This is a genomic window from Paraburkholderia sediminicola, assembly GCF_046030555.1.
In the GTDB taxonomy this organism is placed as follows: Bacteria; Pseudomonadota; Gammaproteobacteria; order Burkholderiales; family Burkholderiaceae; genus Paraburkholderia; species Paraburkholderia sediminicola_E.
Window position 1 is genome coordinate 24,832 of the sequence record NZ_JAQQCH010000016.1, and the last position, 17,575, is coordinate 42,406.

General features: G+C 62.5%; 13 protein-coding genes. 8 read left to right on the forward strand and 5 right to left on the reverse strand.

All coding sequences use genetic code 11. The annotated features are described in order from the left end of the window. The first annotated feature begins 8 nt into the window (after positions 1-8). Positions 9-3,119 carry a sensor domain-containing protein gene (locus PQQ52_RS22195; protein WP_408215893.1) on the forward strand — a complete coding sequence of 1,037 codons (3,111 nt, stop codon included), beginning with the start codon at positions 9-11 and terminating at the stop codon, positions 3,117-3,119. Between the two features lie 12 nt (positions 3,120-3,131). On the opposite strand, the gene PQQ52_RS22200 is transcribed toward PQQ52_RS22195, so the two are convergent. After that, positions 3,132-4,049 carry a LysR family transcriptional regulator gene (locus PQQ52_RS22200; protein WP_408216210.1) on the reverse strand — a complete coding sequence of 306 codons (918 nt, stop codon included), beginning with the start codon at positions 4,047-4,049 and terminating at the stop codon, positions 3,132-3,134. Positions 4,050-4,240: 191 nt separating this feature from the next. On the opposite strand from PQQ52_RS22200, the gene PQQ52_RS22205 reads away from it, so the two are divergent. Then, the gene (locus PQQ52_RS22205; protein WP_408215896.1) at positions 4,241-5,494 is read left to right on the forward strand and encodes an MFS transporter; all 1,254 of its coding nucleotides are present in this window, start codon (positions 4,241-4,243) and stop codon (positions 5,492-5,494) included. A gap of 28 nt (positions 5,495-5,522) precedes the next feature. Here PQQ52_RS22205 and PQQ52_RS22210 read toward each other — a convergent pair whose 3' ends face one another. Next, entirely contained in the window at positions 5,523-6,137 is a 615-nt protein-coding gene (locus PQQ52_RS22210) for a glutathione S-transferase (protein ID WP_408215898.1), read from the reverse strand. Between the two features lie 160 nt (positions 6,138-6,297). On the opposite strand from PQQ52_RS22210, the gene PQQ52_RS22215 reads away from it, so the two are divergent. After that, a complete protein-coding gene (locus PQQ52_RS22215) occupies positions 6,298-7,203 on the forward strand; it encodes a LysR substrate-binding domain-containing protein (protein ID WP_408215901.1) in 906 nt (301 codons plus the stop codon). A 225-nt stretch (positions 7,204-7,428) separates the two neighbouring features. Further along, entirely contained in the window at positions 7,429-7,764 is a 336-nt protein-coding gene (locus PQQ52_RS22220) for a DUF4148 domain-containing protein (protein WP_408215903.1), read from the forward strand. Between the two features lie 165 nt (positions 7,765-7,929). Here PQQ52_RS22220 and PQQ52_RS22225 read toward each other — a convergent pair whose 3' ends face one another. Next, on the reverse strand, positions 7,930-8,325 hold the full coding sequence (locus PQQ52_RS22225) for an acyl-CoA thioesterase (RefSeq protein WP_408215906.1): 396 nt from the start codon (positions 8,323-8,325) through the stop codon (positions 7,930-7,932). Between the two features lie 295 nt (positions 8,326-8,620). Between PQQ52_RS22225 and PQQ52_RS22230 the strand changes: the two genes are divergently transcribed. Continuing rightward, positions 8,621-10,510, forward strand: a complete 1,890-nt coding sequence (locus PQQ52_RS22230; protein WP_408215909.1) for an ABCB family ABC transporter ATP-binding protein/permease — start codon at positions 8,621-8,623, stop codon at positions 10,508-10,510. 156 nt (positions 10,511-10,666) lie between these two features. Here PQQ52_RS22230 and murU read toward each other — a convergent pair whose 3' ends face one another. Then, entirely contained in the window at positions 10,667-11,380 is a 714-nt protein-coding gene (murU, locus tag PQQ52_RS22235) for an N-acetylmuramate alpha-1-phosphate uridylyltransferase MurU (protein WP_408215911.1), read from the reverse strand. Positions 11,381-11,383: 3 nt separating this feature from the next. Next, the gene (locus PQQ52_RS22240) at positions 11,384-12,475 is read right to left on the reverse strand and encodes an aminoglycoside phosphotransferase family protein (RefSeq protein WP_408215913.1); all 1,092 of its coding nucleotides are present in this window, start codon (positions 12,473-12,475) and stop codon (positions 11,384-11,386) included. Positions 12,476-12,697: 222 nt separating this feature from the next. Between PQQ52_RS22240 and PQQ52_RS22245 the strand changes: the two genes are divergently transcribed. The 3 genes from PQQ52_RS22245 to pdxA all read left to right on the forward strand — a co-directional run bounded on the left by PQQ52_RS22245 (position 12,698) and on the right by pdxA (position 17,509). Beyond that, positions 12,698-15,064, forward strand: coding sequence for an LPS-assembly protein LptD (locus PQQ52_RS22245; RefSeq protein WP_408215916.1), 2,367 nt, complete (start codon positions 12,698-12,700; stop codon positions 15,062-15,064). A gap of 67 nt (positions 15,065-15,131) precedes the next feature. Next, complete coding sequence (locus PQQ52_RS22250; protein WP_408215919.1) at positions 15,132-16,493, forward strand: peptidylprolyl isomerase; 1,362 nt, start codon at positions 15,132-15,134, stop codon at positions 16,491-16,493. Between the two features lie 5 nt (positions 16,494-16,498). Next, positions 16,499-17,509 carry a 4-hydroxythreonine-4-phosphate dehydrogenase PdxA gene (gene pdxA, locus PQQ52_RS22255; RefSeq protein ID WP_408215921.1) on the forward strand — a complete coding sequence of 337 codons (1,011 nt, stop codon included), beginning with the start codon at positions 16,499-16,501 and terminating at the stop codon, positions 17,507-17,509. Positions 17,510-17,575 lie beyond the last annotated feature (66 nt).

The following is a 17,575-nucleotide window of genomic DNA, read 5'->3' on the forward strand; positions in this document are numbered from 1 at the left end:
CGGAACCCATGACTCCTTTTTTATCGAAGCGGCTGCTGATCAATCTGGCAGTCGTCGCCGCGGCAGTCGGCGCGAACGCGTTCGTCGCCTATACGCAGATTTGCGGGCAGCGCGACGCCGACGCGCGAATGCTGCGTTCGACGAACGTGCGTCAGCATCTCGACGCCTACCATACGGCGCTCGACGGCGGGCTGGCCGCACTCGGCCGTTTCGAAGCCTCGGGTGAGGCTGCGCCTGTCAATGAGGTGACTGCCACGGCGGTCTCGCTGGCCGGTCTGGAGCGCGAATTGCGCAAAGAGCTCGCCGGCGAACCGGCCATGCTCGACACGCTTGCGAAGCTGAGTGCGGACAGTCACGCGCTGCAACGCGACATTGACGATGCGCTGTTGAAGAGCAGCAGCGCCACGCCGAACGAATCGCGCGCATGGGCGGCGTCGACCTATACGCATCTGGGGCTGGGGCTCGGCCACGTGGAAGCCGGTCTGGCGGCGTTGCGCAAGCAGGAGGACCAGGCGTTGAAGGCGTCGCTCGCGGCGTCCACAAGCGAGACCCAACGCGCCATGTTCCTGCTGATCGTGACGATGCTGGCCGGCAGTGCGCTCCTGATCTTCACGTTTGGCGCCCGTGAAAGCAGCGCGCGCGAGAAACTGCGTACCGTCCGCGCACTCAGCCGCAACGATGAGCGGTTTCGCGGCCTGTTCGATGATCATCCGGTACCGATGTACATTTTTGATCGCGAGACGCTGCGCTTTCTCGCTGTGAACGCGGCCGCGATCCAGCAATACGGCTACACAGAAAGCGAATTTCTCGGCATGACGATTCGCGCGATCCGGCCGAATGCCGAAATCTCGCGCCTCGAATCGCACCTGCAGCGCAGCGACGTCCTGCAACAGGGCCGCACAATGGCGGGCGTCTGGCATCACCGGCGCAAGGACGGGACAATGATCAGCGTCGACATTTCGTATCACGCGATCAACTTCATGGGCCACGCCTCCTTCTTCGTGCTGGCCGACGACGTCACCGAACAGATCAACGCCGAAGCCGAAGTGCAGCGCTCAAACCAGATGCTCGAGACGGTGATCGACAACATTCCGCAGCGGATTTTCTGGAAGGACCAGGCGTCGCGCTATCTTGGCTGCAACATGGCGTTCGCGCGCGATGCGGGGCTCTCTTACCCCGAGCAGGTGGTGGGCAAGAGTGACAGCGATATGCCGTGGCGCGCCTTCGCCGACCTGCTGAACGAGCACGATAAAGAGGTGGTGAGTACCGGCGTGCCGAAGATGAACTTCGAGGTCGATGTGGTGATCGACGGCGTGCACCGCACCACGGTCACAAGCAAGCTGCCGTTCACCGACAACGACGGCCGCGTGATCGGCGTGCTGGGTTCCTACACGGACATCACCGAGCGCAAGCGCGCCGATCTGGCGTTGCGTTTGCAAAGCCGCGCGCTCGATGCCAGCGTCAACGCGATCCTGATTACCGCGCCGTCGCCAACGGGCAATCTGATCGAATACGTGAACCCCGCATTCATGCGTATCACCGGTTACGATCCCGCCGAAGTGATTGGCCATGATTGCCGTGTGCTGCAGCGCGACGATCGCGCCCAGGAAGGCGTCGCGTTGATTCGTCAAGCGCTCGAGGCGAACCGCGAAGTCAGCGCCGTGGTGCGCAACTATCGCAAGGACGGCGCGCTATTCTGGAATCAGCTGTTCATTGCACCCGTGCCGAACGCGGAGGGCGTGATCACGCATCACATCGGCGTGATCAACGACGTGACCGATCTGATCCGCTATCAGGAACAGCTCGAATATCAGGCCAACTATGACAGTCTCACGCGGCTGCCCAATCGCAACCTGCTACGCGATCGGTTGCAGCACGCGTTGATTGTTGCGCAGCGGCATCACAAGGGCGTTGCGGTCGTATTCATCGATCTGGACGGTTTCAAGAACGTCAACGACAGCCTCGGCCATAGCGTCGGTGACCGCTTGCTGAGCGTGGTAGCCGATCGGCTCGCGCGCTGCTCGCGAACCAGCGACACAGTCGCGCGGCACGGCGGCGACGAGTTCGTGATCGTGATGACCGATACCGTCGACGAGCAGTCGCTGATCGCGTGGATGGAACGGGTGCGCGCGTCGATTTCCGAACCGGTGTGGCTTGACGGGACCGAGTTGTATGTCGGCTGCAGCATGGGCGCGAGTCTCTTCCCGCAGGACGGCGAAGACGCGGAAACGCTGATGAAAAAGGCCGACCTCGCGATGTATCGCGCGAAGGACATGGGCCGCAACACGTTCCAGTTCTATCAGCCGGAGATGAATGCGAGCGCGGGTGCACGCCTGAATCTCGAACGGCGTTTGCGCCGCGCCTTGCGTGACAACGAATTTCTGCTGCACTACCAGCCGCAGGTGGATATTGAGAGCGGACAGATTGTCGGTACCGAGGCGCTGGTGCGCTGGCACGATCCGGAAGTCGGGCTGGTGATGCCGTCGCTGTTCATTCCCGTCGCCGAAGAGAGCGGCTTGATCGGACCGCTGTCGGAATGGGTGTTGCACGAGGCATGCCGTCAGAACAAGGCGTGGCAGGACGAAGGCTTGCCGCCGGCACGGGTGTCGGTGAATCTGTCGGCACGCGTTTTTCAGCAGCGCGATATCGCGAAGCTTGTCATGCAGGTGCTCGCCGAGACGGGTCTTGAGCCGCAATATCTCGAACTCGAACTCACCGAAAGCACCATCATGCGCAATGCCGAGGAGGCGGTGTTGATGCTCAACGAACTGCACGCACTCGGCATCGGCCTTGCCATCGACGACTTCGGCACCGGCTATTCGAGCCTCAGCTATCTGAAGCGCTTCCCGGTGGACCGTTTGAAGATCGATCGCTCGTTCGTGTCGGATATCGGCGTGTCGGGCGACGACGAAACGATCACCTCAGCGATTATCGCGCTCGCGCATTCGCTGAAATTGCAGGTGATTGCCGAAGGCGTGGAGACGTCGGCGCAACTCGATTTTCTGAAAGAGCGTGCGTGCGACGAGATGCAGGGTTTCTACTTTGCGAAGCCGTTGTCGACGGACGCGATTTCGGCGTTGTTCCTGGATGGCGCCGCACGCGAGCCCGCGGCGGTGTAACTCAATACAACGCTACGCGAGATTCGCGTAGCGCCGCGGCTCGCTGTCCGCCAGAATCCGCGCGGCCATGAAATCGATGAACACTCGCAACCGAGGCGGCACGTTGCGTCCGGCGGGCCAGACAATGCTGAGATTGATTGCCCGCTCCACGTAATCGTCGAGCACCGTGCAAAGCGAGCCGTCTTTCAACGCCTGCCGCACCGAAAAATCCGGCATACAGGCGATTCCCAAGCCGCGCATGGCGAAGCACACGCGCGTTTCAACGTTGTTGCAAACCATCGAAATCGGCAAGCTCGCCTCGCGCTCACCCGCTTCGCGCCGCAATGGCCAGATCTCTAGCTTGCCATTCGTCGGATAGCGATAGTGCAGACAGACATGGTCCGCGAGATCGGCGGGCTTTTGCGGCGTGCCGCGCCGGGCGAAGTAAGCCGGCGCGCCAACCAGCACCACGCCGAACGAACCGATTTGCCGCGCGGCAAGGCGTGAATCCGCCAGCGCGCCGGTGCGCACGACGACGTCGAAACCTTCGTCGATCACGTCGACCACGCGGTCGCTGAAGTCCAGATCCAGTTCGATCTCCGGATACGCCAGCATGAAATCGGCGAGTACCGGTAGCACCAGTGAACCGGCCAGCGGCAGACTCACGCGCAGGCGGCCGCGTGGCAAGCCGGCGCTTTGCGACATCTCCAGTTGCGCTGCTTCGATTTCAGCGAGGATGCGCCGGCTGCGTTCGAGAAATTGCATGCCGTCGGTGGTGAGTGTGATGCTGCGTGTGCTGCGATGAAAGAGCCGCACGCCGAGCCGTTCTTCGAGGCGCGCGATGCGCTTGCCGACCGCCGACGCCGACACGCCGAGCAGCCGCCCGGCCGTGACGAAGCTGCGTGTTTCGGCTACCTGCACGAATACCAGAAACCCGCTCAAACTTTCCACCATCGCCTCCGATTCCGGACATGAATGTCCGCAGACTGAGGAACTCTATCCCAGTTTTTCTTTGATTACCGGGTTCGTATGATGGCCGCACCCCCTTTCATTGGAACAGCCATGTTCGAATTGTCCGAGCCGTCCAACGCTTCTCAGTACGCCGCGCGGCCTTCATCCGGCGTTCAGGAGGCGAGCCGGCCATGAGCGAAATCGACCTGGATCAGGTAGGCGCTGCGGCGCAATCGACACAATTGTCCGATCGCTTGCCGCTGTCTGGTTTGCTCGCGCTCGCTACGGCCGGTTTTATTACCATCCTGACCGAGGCATTGCCCGCCGGCCTGCTGCGTGAAATGAGCAGTGACTTCGGGGTGTCGGCGGCACTCATCGGCCAGCTCGTCACCGTGTACGCGGCGGGGTCGTTGCTGGCGGCGACTCCACTCGCGATCGCGACGCGGGGCTGGCGCCGTCGCTCGCTGCTGCTGATGGCGATCGTGGGTTTCGTCGTCGTCAATACGGTAACGACGCTGTCGACGAACTACACGCTCACGCTGGTCGCTCGGTTCTTTGCCGGCGTGTCGGCCGGTCTGGTGTGGGCGCTGCTCGCCGGCTACGCGGCGCGTATGGCGCCCGCGCATTTGCAAGGCCGTGCAATCGCCTTGGTGATGACGGGCGTGCCGGTGGCGTTGTCACTGGGTATTCCGTTCGGGACACTGGTGGGCGCTTCGATTGGATGGCGTTACACGTTCGGCGCGATGAGTGTGCTGACAGTCGTGCTGCTCGGCTGGGTGCGCTGGCAGGTGCCCGATTTCGCCGGTCAGCCCGCAGGGCGGCGCACGACGTTGAGTGGCGTGCTCGCCTCGCCGGGCGTCAAGGCGGTACTCGGCGTGATGTTCGCTTACGTGCTCGCGCACACCATCCTTTACACCTACATCTCGCCGTTCCTCGCGCTCGCGCATTTGCAGCAGCGCGTGGACGCCGTGTTGCTCGTGTTCGGCGTGATGGCCCTTGCGAGTATCGCGATCGTCGGCGTGCTGGTGGACCGGTATCTGCGCCGGCTGATGCTGATCAGTGTCGTGCTGTTCGGCGTAGCAGCCGTGATACTCGGTCTGGCGAGCGATCTGCCGGCTGTTGTCTATGTTGGCGTGGGTCTGTGGGGGCTCGCGTTCGGCGGCGCCGCCACGCTCTTTCAAACCGCGTCGGCGCGCGCTGCGGGCGAGGGCGCCGACGTCGCGCAATCGATGATCGTCACGGTCTGGAATCTCGCGATCGCGGTCGGCGGGGCGCTCGGCGGCATGGCGATCGACCGGTACAGCGCGGTCGCGCTGCCGTGGGTGGCGGCTGCGCTGTTGATTGGCACACTGCTGTGTATCGGCATTAACGCTGTACGCCTCGGCCGCGTGCGAGCCGGCGGCAAAACCACAGCAGGGCGTCTCGGTGTCTGCAATGGGCCGTGAGTGAAGCCAGTTGCCGGCCGCGCGCCATTTATACCGCTGGCGTTGCGACGAACACCGGTAACTGCTCGGCTGCCTCGGAAAATGCCTGCAAGCGTGGATGGTCCGCCTTGGTGATGATCTCCGGCAAGAACATCTGCGTGAAATTCCACGCAACGGCCACCGCCACGTCTGCTGCGCCGAAATGGTTTGGTTCGACCGGCAGCGGGGCCGATGCGAGCTCCTCTTCGAGTTCGCGGTAAGCAGCGCGCAATTGCTCGGTCACGCGCTCGACCCACGGCTCATGCTGTTTGTCCGCTGGACGCAGATTGCGTTCGTAAACGAGCTGCACGCTCTTTTCAGACGCGGCCAGCGCAAGGCCCGTCAGGCTCGCGGCGCGCAGGCAATGCTCCGGTTGCGACGGGAAGATCCGTTGGTCCGGCGCGGCGAGCGTGGCGAGGTACTGCAGGATCACCGTCGAGTCCATCACGCGCTGACCGTTGTCGAGGATCAGGGTGGGTGCTTTCACGACCGGGTTGATCTTCGCGAACGCCTCATACGTGCTGAACACGGAGATCGACTGGTGCTCAAAGTCGAGCTTCAGCAACTTCATGCAGATAGCAACGCGACGCACGTAGGGCGAATCCAACATTCCAATCAGTTTCATCTCGTATCCGTTAGAAGATCTATATGGCTAGCCCGAGCGGGCGGGGAGGCGGTTGTTCGCTTACCAGGCGGTTCTTGTGGTGCGTCAGACCAATAGATTAAGGCGCTTGGCAGGTCAAAAAAAGCGACATTAATCGACGGTTTACGTCAGAATTTCTTACATGAAACAGATTCCGCCCTTGACCGCGCTTCGCTGCTTCGAAGCCGTCGCCCGCTTGGGCGGCGTGACCCAGGCCGCGCGCGAATTGCATGTCACGCACTCGGCGGTGAGTCAGCAGATCAAGGTGCTGGAAGATTCGATGGGCGTCGCACTGTTCGTGCGCGAAGCGCGCGGCTTGCGGCCCACCGAGGAAGGCCGGCTCTACGCGCTGGAAATACGGTCGGCGTTGCGCGACATCACGCGGGCGACGCGCCGCGCGCAGGCGCGCCCACACGAAAGCGAGCTGATCATCGCAACCGTGCCGTCGTTTGCGCAGCATTGGCTCGTGCCGCGTCTCGCAAGTTTCCGCGAGACACATCCGTACTATCGAATCCGTCTGCTGACGAGTTTGCAGGTCGAGGATTTGCGCCAGGGCGTGAGTGATATCGGCATTCGCATGGGGCAAGGGCATTGGCCCGATGTTGCACAGCAGAAACTGTTCGACGACGAAGTGCTGGTCGTCGCGGCGCCGCACTTCACGCTCGCGCCGGGCGGCCGCCTTCCCGTCACCGCGGAGGACGTGATCGCGTGTCCGTTGATCTCCAGCCCCAACACGCCGTGGACCGAGTGGTGTCAGGCGGCGCAGGTGGCGGAGCCGGCCGTCGAGGCGGTCGTGCTGTCGGCGAACGATTCGAACATCGTGCTGGGCGCGGTTTTGCTGGGGCAGGGTATCGCGCTCGAACGGCGCAGTCTGGTCGCGCATGCGTTGGCAAACGGCGATCTGGTGCAGATCACGGATATTCGCGTGCCGTACCCGTATCCGTACTGGCTGGTGTGGCAGCAACGCGAAATTCTGAACGCGAAACAGGCGCATTTTGCGCAGTGGATCGAAGCGCAGGTCGACGCTTATTTGCATGGCGACGCCTGAGCGCCAGTATCGCCTCGCGCCTTTCAGGCGGCACTTCGGCGGCGTTTCACGGTGCAAAGCGGTTTCCGGGCGAGTGACAGTCGTATATATTCAGATTTCCCATCTCAGACTTCGCTGGGAACCACGAAGCATCGATTCACGTGGCGTTGCGCCCGCTTTTCGCTGCTCGCACTCTGTCATGGGCGTTCCGTCATCGAATATCTGCCAATCCGACTGGAGAGAAAAATGACTTCCTCACCTGCAAAGAAATGGGCTGTGTTGCTGGCATCGGTTGTACTGAGCGTGGCTTCTGTTGCACCGGCGTTCGCGCAAAGCGGCGGCGCCGGTGGTGGTTCGGCGGGTAGCGACTCCGATGCCGCCAAGCCGGTGGCCGCTTCCAAGGCAACCACCACCAAGGCCCAGCGCAAGGCCGCGCGCAAGCAGGCGCGGGCGAAGAAGAATGCTGAGCTGAAGCAATTGGAGAGCAACGGGTATAACCCGTCGCGCAACGATCCGAACTATCCGACCGATCTCCAGAACGCGCAGAAGAAGGCGGCAGCGGGCGCGGCAGCGAGCCAGTAAGCGGCTGCAGGCCGGACAGGGGTTGCCGGTTGCGCCGTGCTTGCGCTGCGGCGATCCGGTAACCGGTAACCGGTAACCGCAAGCTGGCAAACACGAGCCGGCAAACACAACGTATGAAACTAAACGAGGCGCTCAGGCGCCTCGTTTTCGTTTAATGTCTGCCGCTCAATCCAGTACCGGCAATGCGCGCGGGCGCCGGTCGCTATCGGTAGCGACGTAGGTCAGGGTCGCTTCGGTGACCTTCACGAGGTCTTCGGTCAGGCTCATGCGCTGCGCGTAGACCTCGACCGACACCGTCACCGACGTATTGCCGGTCTTGATGATATCCGCGTAAAAGCTCAGCAGATCGCCGACGAACACCGGCTGCTTGAAGACGAACGAGTTGACCGCGATGGTCGCCACCCGCCCGTTGGCACGGCGGCTTGCTGGAATCGAACCGGCAATATCCACCTGCGCCATGATCCAGCCGCCGAACACGTCGCCGTGGACATTCGCGTCCGACGGTTGCGGCACGACGCGCAGTGCGCAAGGTTTTTGCGGAAGTTGAAGAATATCGGTCATCGGGGCACTCTTGAGATTCGTAATGGCTCGGTCGGCTCGACTGGCTGGCGGGGATTTCACGACGACTGCACGACACAGCGGCACCACACAGCCGCACGACCCACGTGCAACCGACGGCCGGACAACCCATGAAAAGCGGCGCCAGCCAGCTTCTGCGACAATAGAAAGATCAGGAATTGTACGGGAAAGCGCCCAGCCGGGTCGCGCGACATAAAGCAGGGTGCCAGGTTTGCACGCTGCCGGTCGGCGCGCCGCTGCGAACTCCGTCGCTTCCACACTCTTCCCAGCCGATCCCATGCGCCGTACGCCCTCGTCCGAACCTTCTCCGATCTCAACCCAGCCGCGCAACGACTGGCAAACGATCCTGTCGCTGCTCCCCTATCTCGCCACCTATAAATGGCGCGTCGGCTTCGCGTTGAGCTGCCTGATCGGCGCGAAGGTCGCCAATCTCGGCGTGCCGATCGTGATGAAGCGGATCATCGACGGCCTCGCCTCGGTGAAGCATCTCACCGCGCTCGGCCGTGCGCACGATTCGCCTGGCATCGTGCTGCTTGGCGGGGTCGGTTTGATGGTGGTCGCGTATGCAGTGGTGCGGTTGTCCACTTCGCTTTTCACCGAGCTGCGCGAAATTCTGTTCGCGAAGGTGACCGAAAGCGCGGTGCGGCAGCTCGCGCTGAAAGTGTTCCGCCATTTGCATGCGCTGTCGTTGCGGTTTCATCTCGACCGGCAGACGGGCGGCATGTCGCGCGATATCGAACGCGGCACGCGCGGCATCACGCAGCTGATTTCGTATTCGCTGTACAGCATCCTGCCGACACTGGTCGAAGTCGGTCTCGTACTCGGCTTTTTCGTCATCAAATACGAAGCCTATTACGCGATTGTCACGTTCATTGCGCTCGCCGCGTACATCGTATTCACGGTGAAAGTCACCGAATGGCGCACGCATTTTCGCCGCACGATGAACGACCTCGATTCAAAGGCGAATTCGCGCGCGATCGATTCGTTGCTCAACTACGAGACAGTGAAGTACTTCGGCAACGAAGAGTGGGAAGCGCAACGTTACGACGAAAATCTCAAACGCTATCGCACGGCGGCGATCAAATCGCAGCGTTCGCTCTCGGCGCTGAACTTCGGGCAGCAGGCGATCATCGGCACGGGGCTCGTGTTCATTCTGTGGCGCGCGACCGAAGGCGTAATGGCCGGGCGCCTCACGCTCGGCGATCTGGTATTGATCAACACCTTCATGTTGCAGCTTTATATACCGCTGAATTTTCTCGGCGTCGTGTATCGGGAACTGAAGCAAAGCCTCACCGATATGGACCGCATGTTCACGCTGCTTGGCGCGGCCCAGGAGGTGCCCGATGTGCCGGACGCGCCCGGGTTGCGGGTGAGCGGTGCGCAGGTGCGCTTCGAGCATGTGAACTTTTCATATGAGCCGGCGCGGCAGATTCTGCACGACGTGAGTTTCACGATTCCGGCGGGCACCACCACGGCGGTGGTCGGTCATAGCGGCTCGGGTAAATCGACGCTCGCGCGGCTCATGTTCCGCTTCTATGATCTGGACCGCGCAACGGGCGGCGCGATCACCATCGACGGTCAGGATATCCGCGATGTCACGCAGGATTCGCTGCGTGCTTCGATCGGCATCGTGCCGCAGGATACGGTGCTGTTCAACGATTCGATCTACTACAACATCGCTTACGGCCGACCGTCGGCCACGCGTGAAGAAGTGATTGCGGCGGCGCGCGCGGCGCATATTCACGACTTCATCGAAGGGTTGCCGAAGGGTTACGAAACGCCGGTCGGCGAGCGCGGCCTGAAGTTGTCCGGTGGAGAAAAGCAGCGCGTCGCGATTGCGCGGACCATCCTCAAGAACCCGCCGATCCTGCTGTTCGATGAGGCTACGTCGGCGCTCGATTCGCGTTCGGAACGCGCGATCCAGCATGAGCTCGATCAGATCGCCCGCGAGCGCACGACGCTGATCATTGCCCACCGGCTTTCGACGGTGGTGCACGCGCAGCAGATCATCGTGATGGATAAAGGGCGCATCGTCGAGCGCGGCACGTACGCCGAATTGCTGCGTGCGAACGGTCTCTTCGCGCAGATGTGGGCGTTGCAACAGCAGCGTGCCGCAGAGGCGCCGGAGTCGGCTGAAACGGTGGGGGCGGGGGACGGAGGGCGGTGAGCAAGCGGCGCCGGGGTGCGCCGCGTGTGCTTGCTGGACGGCACGTGCAGCGTGCTCGGCGCTGAGCGCCTGGCATTCAGCGCCGACCTCCTGGCTTTGGTCGTTGTACGTTGAGCGGCGCGTTATCGCATGGTGCCGAACAACCTCTTGCTGCGATCAGCGTTCGCTCAGACGCTGATCCAAAGCCTGCAGTTGCGCCGGTGTGCCGACGTTCTCCCACAAACCTTCATACAATTCGCCGCTCGCGAGACCGCGTGCAATCGTCTCGCGGTAGTAGGGTGTCAGCGCGCGCCGCGTGCCGCGCGGCAGATCGCGGAACATGCGGGTGTCGTATAGACCGATATTGCCGAACGTGAAGCGTGGCTGGGCATCGAGCGAGAGTGTTCCGTCGACCAAACCGAAGTCGCCGTTCGGATGGAATGCCGGGTTCGGCACCATCACGAGGTGCATACCAGGCTCGGGCATTGCCGCGAGTTTTTCAGCGCGAGCATTCAGCGTCGCGTAATCGAAATCCGCACACACGTCACCGCTGACCGCGACGAACACTTCACTCGTACCGTCATCTTCGAGCAGCGGCAATGCCTGCACGATTCCGCCCGCGGTTTCCAATGCTTCATGCTCGGCTGAGTAGCGCAGTTGCACACCCCAGCGCGAACCGTTGCCGAGTGCGGCCTCGATCTGTTCACCGAGCCATGCGTGATTGATCACGATGGTTTGAAACCCTGCCTTCGCGAGGCGTTCGATCTGCCACACGATCAACGGCTTGCCGTCCACTTCGAGCAAGGGCTTCGGGCATGTGTCCGTCAACGGACGCATGCGCTCGCCGCGCCCGGCGGCGAAAATCATCGCTTTCTTCAGAGACATCGTCATCGGTCAGAAGGTGTAGCCGACTTCATTCGCGCGGCCTTCGAGTTCGTCGAGCAGCTTGGCGAACGGACGCAGCGGCGCATAGCGTTCCGCGACCTTGCGGGCATAGCCGATGAAACGCGGCAGATCCTTCATGTAATGCGGTTTGCCGTCGCGGTAGTTGATCCGGCAGAACAGGCCCAGCACCTTGATGTGCCGTTGCAGCCCCATCCATTCGAGCTGGCGGTAGAACTCGCCAAAATCCGGATCGACCGGCAGCCCCGCTTTTCTTGCGCGTTCCCAGTAGTACACGAAGCAATCCAGCTCGAATTCTTCGTCCCAGCTGAGGAATGCATCGCGCAACAGCGAGGCGACGTCGTACGTGATCGGGCCGTATACCGCGTCCTGGAAGTCCAGCACGCCGGGATTCACGGGCTTGGGCGCGGCGGCGATCATCAGATTGCGCGGCATGAAGTCGCGCAGCATGAATACCTGCGGCTGCGCCCGGGCGCTCGCGATCAGCAGCGCGAAGGTGCGATCGAGTAGCCCGCGGGTCTTTTCGTCGACCTCGCGGCCCAGATGGCGGCCGATGAACCACTCCGGCAGCAACTCCATCTCGCGGCGCAGGAAGGCTTCGTCGAACGGCGGCAGCACGTCTTCGCGCGACGTGAGCTGCCACCGGATCAGTGCATCGAGCGCGTCGTGCATCAAGGAGCGGGCACGGCGGGGGTCATCCCCGCTTTGCGCCTCCGCCAGCGCGCCGAGGTACGAATCGGTGCCCAGATCGGTGACGAGCATGAACCCGGCGTCGAAATCGACCTCCAGCACGCGCGGCACATGCACGTCGGCAGCCTCGAGCAATCGCGCGATCTGCACAAATTCGCGGCACTTTTCGGGTGGCGGGGCATCGACGGCGATCAGGGTGCCGATGCTTTCGCCTTCCGCGGCCTTACCGGCGAGCCGGAAATAGCGGCGAAAACTGGCGTCGGACGAAGCCGGGAGAAGCGTGTCGAGATCAAGCGCATAGCGCGCTGCATGGGCGTTCAGCCACGCCTTGAGCAGTTCGAGGCGGCTGTCGGTGAAATCTTGGGTAGTGTCTTTGGAAGGGGGGAGCGTCATGAAAACCGGCGGCAAATTCAGAGGGGCAACGTCTTGCCATATAATACCCCACGACTTTTTTGACGCGACTCACGCCAGTTTTCGCGCATTTCGCTTTACCGCCCGCCTCATCGTTCGACAGTTTGTAAACATTGATGTGCAGCCGACTGTCACGGTCGGGATGTGCAGGCGGTGGATCGTGACTGCAGGAGCTGACGGACGGGCCGATTCGCCAAACGATACATGCCGCCTAGACAGCTTTCCCAAACGACTCCCTCTTGTGCCGTAGTGCCGCGCAAAAGGCGGCTCGTAGCGGCGTTGATCGCCGTTCCGGGCCTGATGCCCGCGCTCGCCCACGCCCAGCTAGTGGGGGAAGCCGCACAGCCGCAACCTATCGACGCGCCCTGGGGGATGCAGCTTGCCCCGCAGCTCGAAGAACATCCATTGCAATCAGGCCAGAAGCCGGCCACCTTCGTGCTCGGCGACACGACGAGCGGCACCACCGACCAGGACATGGCCGCGAAAGGCTCGGCCGAGGTGCGGCGTAATACCTTCGTGATCAAGGCTGACGCGCTGCACTACGATCAGGACACGGACATGGCCGATGCATACGGCCAGGTTCACCTGAACAACAACGGCGCCACGTTCGCCGGCCCGGAAGCGCATATGCGGGTGGACTCGAGCGAAGGCTTCATGTCCGCGCCGAAGTACCACTTCAATGTGACAGGTGGTTCGGGCAGCGCGGAGCGCGTCGACCTGCTCGACAACGAGCGCTCGGTGTTCACGAAGGGCACGTACACGGCTTGCTCCTGCACGGACAATCCGGCCTGGTACATCAAGGGCAGCGAGTTCGATTTCGACACCGGCGCGGACGAAGGTGTCGCGTACAACAGCGTGCTGTTCTTCCAGGGCCTGCCGGTATTCGCTTCGCCGTGGCTGTCGTTCCCGCTGTCGGGCGAACGGCGCAGCGGGGTGCTGCCGCCCACGTTCTCGCTCAGTTCGTCGAACGGCTTCGAACTGTCGGTACCGTATTACTTCAACATCGCGCCGAATCGGGATCTGACGGTCACGCCGCGCCTGATCTCGAAACGCGGTGTGCAGTTGCAGACCACGTTCCGCTACCTGTCCCCCACGTATTCCGGTTCGATCACCGGCGAGTATCTGCCGGACGACCACCTGACCCATACCAACCGCTACGCGCTGTATATCCAGCACAACCAGAACTTCGGCAACGGGTTCGGCGGTTACATCTACTACAACAAGGTCTCGGACAATACGTATCCGGAAGACCTGTCGTCGTCGGTCAGTCAGTTCATGAACGGCACCCAGCTCCTGTATCAACAGGAAGCAGGGTTGACCTATAACAACGGCCCGTGGTCGGTGCTCGCCCGCGAACAGCACTGGCAGACGCTGACGCCTTCGGTGGCGCCGTACGGCCGCGAGCCGCAGTTGAACGTGAAGTACGCGAAGTACAACGTCGGCGGCTTCGACTACGGCGCGGAAGCCGACTACACGAATTTCCGCATCACCACCGCGGACGCGACCCAGGGTCAGCGGGTGATGTTCAACCCGTACCTGTCGTATTCGGTGGTCGGGCCAGGTTACTTTGTGACGCCGAAGGTGCAGTGGCACTTTGCGTCGTACAACCTGAACAATATCGGTACCGACGTACCGGTCGGCACGCCGAAGAATTTCACCGAGTCGATCCCGACGCTGAGTTTCGACACCGGGCTGATTTTCGACCGTTCGGTGCGGATCTTCGGCGAGGATTACATCCAGACGCTGGAGCCGCGGCTTTACTACGTCTACACGCCGTACCGCAACCAGGAATCCGCGCCGCTGTTCGATACGGCCGACTCCGACTTCGGGCTGGCGGAAATCTTCACGCCGAACACGTTCGTCGGCAACGACCGGATCGCCGACGCGAACCGTCTGACGGCGGCCATCACCACGCGCTTCATCAACCCGGCCACGGGCGACGAACGCGCGCGGTTCGTGATCGCGCAGCAGTATTACTTCCAGGATCAGCGCGTCACGCTGCTGCCTACGCAGACCAGCACGCAGGCCACGCATTCGGACCTGATCGTGGGTGCGTCGCTCAAGCTCGGCGCCGGTTTCGCGTCGGAAACGGCGTTCCAATATAATGCCGACAACAACCAGTTGGTGAAGACGAGCGTCGGCTTCGGGTTCAGTCCGGGTACCAGCAAGGTGATCAACGTCGCGTATCGCTACACCCGCGCGAACACCACGCTGGACAACCAGCCGATCAATCAGGTGCTGATCTCGGGGCAGTGGCCGCTAACGCACCGTGTGTACGGGGTAGGCCGTTTCAATTACGACCTGGGCGGCCATCGGATCGTCGACGGTCTGGTCGGCCTGCAATACGACGCCGACTGCTGGACGCTTGGCGCCGGGATTCAGCGCTATGCGAACGGTCTGAACACGTCGGGGCAGAATCAGTCGAGCACGCGGTTTCTCGCGCAGTTGACGTTCAAGGGCTTGTCGAGCGTCGACAACGGGCTGATTTCCGCGTTCCGCGCCAGCGTGGCGGGGTACACGCCGTTGCCGCCGCCGCCGCCGCCGGAAGCGCGTTTCACCAATTACGAATGACGCTCGCCCGATCATTTATAGAATGCGAAAAGACGGGCCAGGCGCGCCCGACATCATTGGAGTATCTGTGGCAATCATGAAAAAGCTTCGCTTGGCAACGCTTGCGGCCGGTCTTGCCGCTGTGGCGTCTTTCCTGTCGGTTGCGCCGGTTCAGGCGCAGGGGCTCCCCAGCAATAGCGGTCAGACGGTCGACACTATTGCCGCAGTGGTCAACAACGGTGTCATCACGCGGCGCGAGCTTGACGAGCGCATCGGCCTGATCACCCACCGGCTGAACCAGCAGAACGCGCCGGTTCCTCCGATGGACCAGTTGCGCCAGCAGGTGCTCAACCAGATGGTGCTGGAACGCATCCAGTTGCAGAAGGCGAAAGAAGACGGCATCAACATCGACGACGCCGCGGTGCAAAAAACGCTCGAGCGGCTCGCGCAGGCGAACAACATGACGCTCGACGTATATCGCGCGCGTATCGCGGCGCAAGGCGTGCCCTGGACCACCTTCACGAACGACGCGCGCACCGAGCTCACGCTCTCGCGTCTGCGTGAGAAGGAAGTGGACAGCAAGGTCACGGTGTCGGACGCCGAGGTCGCGAACTACATTGCTAGCCAACGCGGCCCGAACTCCGGCCTGACGAGCGATCTGCACTTTCAGCACATCTTCGTGAAAGCGCCGCTGAATGCCTCGGAAACCGACATTGAAACCGCCCAGAAAAAAGCCCAGGCCCTGCTGACCGAAGCCAAGGGCGGCGCCAACTTCGAAAAGCTGGCGAAGTCGAATTCGCAAGCACCGGATGCGTCGAAAGGTGGCGACACGGGTTTCCTGCCGCCGTCCAAGCTGCCGCCTGAGTTCGTCAAGGCCGGCTCGGCTCTGCGCCCGGGTGAGGTCAATCCGGATGTGATCCGCACCAACGACGGCTTCGAAGTCGTGCGCCTCGTCGATCGTCGCGCGGGGCAGGGCACCAGCTCCGATGCACCGAAGCTCGTGCAGACGCACGTCCGCCACATCCTGCTGCGCGTCGGCGACGGCGTGTCCGAACCGCAGGCACGTCAGAAGCTGCTCGAAATCAAGAACCAGATCGCCGCGGGTGGCGACTTCGCGAAGTTCGCGCACACTTACTCGCAAGACGGTTCGTCGTCGCAAGGTGGCGACCTCGGCTGGATCAGCCCGGGCGAGACGGTGCCGGAATTCGAGCGCGCCATGAACAGCCTGCAGGACGGTCAGATCAGCGACCCGGTGCGCAGCGAATACGGCTATCACCTGATTCAGGTGCTGGGCCGTCGCGAATCGGAAGGTTCGGTTTCGCAGCAGATGGATCTGGCGCGTCAGGCGATCGGTCAGCGCAAGGCGGAACAGGCTTACGCTGACTGGCTGCGCGAACTGCGCGATACGGCCTACGTGGAAGTGAAGCCTGTCCAGGCAAGCCTGCAATAACCACCATGACAACCGCCGAGCAGTCCACCAGCCTTCCGTTGCAGATCGCGATCACGACCGGCGAGCCTGCCGGCGTGGGCCCCGAGCTGACCGCACAGGCGCTGGCGGGCGCGGCGGCGCATTGGCCGGGAGCACAGTTCACCGTGCTGGGCGATGCGGATCTGCTGGCTGAACGCGCGCGCGCGGTTGGCGTCGATTGGGCTGCGCTGGTGGCGGAGGGCAAGCGCGTGCGGGTGCAGCATCAGCCGCTTGGCGCTCCCTCGCTGGCCGGCAAGCTGGACGCCGCTAACGGCCGCTACGTGCTCGATCTGCTCGACAGCGCGATCGACGGCGCCGTGGCCGGCACGTTCGACGCGATCGTCACCGCGCCGCTGCAAAAAAGCACCATCAACGATGCCGGCGTGCCGTTCACCGGCCACACGGAATATCTGGCCGAGCGCACGCACACATCGCGCGTGGTAATGATGCTGGCCGGCACCGGCGGGCGCCCGTTGCGCGTCGCGCTTGCTACCACGCATCTGCCGCTCAAAGACGTCTCCGCCGCGCTAACGATCGAAGGCATCGTTGAGACGCTGCGCATCGTCGATCACGATCTGCGTCACCATTTTGGTTTGCCCGCGCCGCGTATTCTTGTGACGGGCTTGAACCCGCATGCGGGCGAAAACGGTTATCTGGGCCGTGAGGAAATCGAGGTGATTTCTCCCGCACTGAAGCTCGCGAACGAACAAGGTATCGACGCGCCCGGCCCCTATCCGGCGGATACGCTGTTCCAGCCGCGTTATCTGGAACAGGCCGACTGTGTACTGGCCATGTTCCACGATCAGGGCCTGCCGGTGTTGAAGTACGCAACGTTCGGCGAAGGCATCAACATCACGCTCGGCTTACCGATCATCCGCACCTCGGTCGATCACGGCACGGCGCTCGATCTGGCCGGCACCGGCCGTGCAGACGCAGGCAGTCTGATCGCCGCGATCGATACGGCGGTGTCGATGGCGCAGCACCGCCGCGCAGGCTGATACTGCCGTGTCTATCGCGTCTTCCTGCCGAGCGGTCTGATCCCCGCGGCGTCGATGGCGTAGCAT